At 76.7% G+C, this 2,743-nt stretch carries 4 protein-coding genes; 3 read left to right on the forward strand and 1 reads right to left on the reverse strand.

Annotated elements, in window-relative coordinates; genetic code table 11:
• The coding region (locus N866_RS17905; RefSeq protein ID WP_034229196.1) for a leucyl aminopeptidase family protein at nucleotides 1-986 on the forward strand (986 nt) is incomplete at its 5' end.
• Between the two features lie 21 nt (nucleotides 987-1,007).
• On the opposite strand, the gene N866_RS17910 is transcribed toward N866_RS17905, so the two are convergent.
• On the reverse strand, nucleotides 1,008-1,640 hold the full coding sequence (locus N866_RS17910; protein WP_034229199.1) for an O-methyltransferase: 633 nt from the start codon (nucleotides 1,638-1,640) through the stop codon (nucleotides 1,008-1,010).
• A 397-nt stretch (nucleotides 1,641-2,037) separates the two neighbouring features.
• On the opposite strand from N866_RS17910, the gene sigE reads away from it, so the two are divergent.
• Together sigE and N866_RS20655 are read left to right on the forward strand one after the other, a co-directional pair.
• Nucleotides 2,038-2,610, forward strand: coding sequence for an RNA polymerase sigma factor SigE (gene sigE / locus N866_RS17915; RefSeq protein ID WP_034229202.1), 573 nt, complete (start codon nucleotides 2,038-2,040; stop codon nucleotides 2,608-2,610).
• The coding region (locus tag N866_RS20655; RefSeq protein WP_162177339.1) for a zf-HC2 domain-containing protein at nucleotides 2,607-2,743 on the forward strand (137 nt) is incomplete at its 3' end. The genes sigE and N866_RS20655, both read left to right, overlap by 4 nt.

Consider the following 2,743-nt stretch of genomic DNA (forward strand, 5'->3'; position numbering starts at 1 on the left):
AGGCCCGCGCGTCCTGGGTGGCGCGCGCGCTCAGCGCCGTGCCCTCCTCGGTGAAGAGCCCGGCATGGCTCGCCGAGCGGGCCGTGGAGCTGGGCCGGGCCGCCGGCCTCGCCGTGGAGGTCCTCGGCCCCGCCGAGCTCGAGCGCCGCGGCTTCGGCGGCGTCCTGGCGGTGGGGCGGGGCTCGGCCTACGAGCCGCGCCTGGTCGTCGTGCGCTACGAGCCGGCGACCGCACCCTCCTCCGGGGTCCCGCCCCGCCACGTCGTCGTGGTGGGGAAGGGGATCACCTACGACACGGGCGGGCTGTCGATCAAGCCGCGCGAGGCCATGGTCCCCATGAAGACGGACATGACCGGGGCGGCGGTCGCGCTCGCGACCGTGCTCGGCGCCGCCGAGGCCGTCGTGGACCACCGGGTCACGGCCGTGCTGCCGCTCGCGGAGAACGCGGTGGGTGCCGCGTCCTGGCGCCCCGGCGACGTGGTCACGCTCTTCGGCGGGACCACCGTCGAGGTGGCCAACACCGACGCCGAGGGGCGCATGGTCCTCGCGGACGGGCTGGCCTACGCAGACGCGGAGCTGGACCCGGACGTCCTGGTCGACGTCGCCACGCTCACCGGTGCGGCGACGCTCGGGCTGGGCCGCGGGCATGGTGCGCTGTACACGCACGACGACGCCCTGGCCCGGGCCTTCGAGGAGGCGGGCAGCGCCGCCGGGGAGCCGCTGTGGCGCATGCCGCTCGTGGCGGACTACCGCGTCGCGCTCCGCTCGGACGTCGCGGACGTGCGGCACGTGCCCGGTGACCACTGGGTCGGTGCGGGCTCGATCACGGCCGCGCTCTTCCTCGAGCGGTTCGCGGGCTCGCGCCGCTGGGTGCACCTGGACATCGCCGGCCCGGCGCGGTCCACCTCCGCGAAGGACGACGTGCCCGAGGGTGCGACCGGCTTCGGGGCGCGCGTCCTGCTGGAGTGGCTGACGCGCCGAGGCTGACGGGCCGAGGCCGACGACCAGTCAGACGCGCGCGGCCAGCAGCAGGCCGTCGCCGGCCGGCAGCATCGCCGGGACGACACGGTCGTCGTCCCGCAGGCTGCGGGCGACCTCGCGGAGCGCGGTGGTGACCTCGTCCCGACGGGCCGGGTCCGGCACGCGGTCCTCGTGCAGCGCGTGGGCGAGGGCGAGGACGCCGCCGGGGCGCAGCAGGCGGAGCGCGTGCTCGACCGTCGGAGCCGCCTCGAGGGGGTCGCCGTCGAGCAGGACGAGGTCGTAGCCGCCGTCGGTCAGGCGCGGCAGGACGTCGAGGGCGCGGCCCGTGATCGTCCGCACCCGCGTGGGACGCACGCCGGCGTCCGCGAACGTCTGCTTCGCGGCGCGCTGGTGCTCCGCCTCCGTGTCGATCGTCGTCAGCACGCCGTCCGGCGCCATCCCCCGCAGCAGCCAGAGCCCGGACACCCCGGTCCCGGTGCCGACCTCGGCCACGGCACCGGCCCGCAGGGCCGCGGCGACGAGACGCAGGACCGCGCCCTGGCCCGGGGAGACCGCCGGGACGCCGAGCTGGGCGGCCCGGTCGGCGGCGCGCAGGAGGGCGTCGTCGGACGGGAGGAAGTCCTCGCTGTAGGCCCAGCTGACGGACTTGTCGGGTGCGATGGTGTCCTCCGGTGGTGAGGCTGCGCGGGAGCCGCGGCAGGTGGGCGGCCGTCCCGCCTGCGGCGACCGTCTGCGCGATGCTACCGCCCGGTGTGCGGGCCGTCCGGGACGACGGACCGGCGCGGCCGGACGCCGGGAACACCGGGCCTGTGCTGGGCGTTCACAGGCGAGAGCGGCCGCGTGGGCGGCGGGCTTCAGGTTCTTCCCAGGCGATGCCGTCATGCTGGTGGTCCGGGGAACCGGTCCGGCGGGACGTCGTCCCGCAGGTGGCGGCAGGTGACGGGCGGTCCGTCGGGAGGTCGGAGGTCGGGTGCGGACAGGTCTGCGGTGGCGACGCGACGAGACGGTCGCGTCCTCGGCGGTGCCCGCGACCGGCACGGACCCGCTCGAGGAAGCCGTGGCCGAGCGCGCCCCCGGGGAGGCGCCCCCGACGTGGGAGGCGATCGTCTCCGAGCACTCCGCCCGGGTGTACCGGCTCGCGTACCGCCTGACGGGCAACCAGCACGACGCCGAGGACCTCACGCAGGAGACGTTCGTGCGGGTCTTCCGCTCGCTGTCGACCTACGCGCCCGGGACCTTCGAGGGCTGGCTGCACCGCATCACGACCAACCTCTTCCTGGACCAGGTCCGGCGCCGGCGTCGCATCCGCATGGACCCGCTCGGCGAGGACGTCGGCGACGTCGTCGGCCCGGCCGGACTGGGCACCCCCGAGCGGGGCTTCGAGCACGCCAACCTCGACCAGGACGTCCAGCGGGCGCTCGACGCGCTCTCGCCCGAGTACCGCGCCGCCGTCGTCCTCTGCGACATCGAGGGGCTCTCGTACGAGGAGATCGCCGTCACCCTGGGCATCAAGCTCGGCACGGTGCGCTCGCGGATCCACCGGGCGCGCGCGCAGCTGCGTGAGTCGCTGGCGCACCGCGCCCCGACGACCGGCGTCGCGGGGCAGGACCCGGTCCCGGCAGCGCGATGAGCCACGGTCACCACCTCGGGAGCCGGCTCAGCGCGCTCGTCGACGGGCAGCTCCCGCCCGCCGCGGCGGAGCGCGCCCTCGAGCACGTCGCCACGTGCCCGGCCTGCGCCGACGAGCTCCGCGCGGCGCGGGC

It is taken from the genome of Actinotalea ferrariae CF5-4, from assembly GCF_000603945.1.
GTDB classification, from domain to species: Bacteria; Actinomycetota; Actinomycetes; order Actinomycetales; family Cellulomonadaceae; genus Actinotalea; species Actinotalea ferrariae.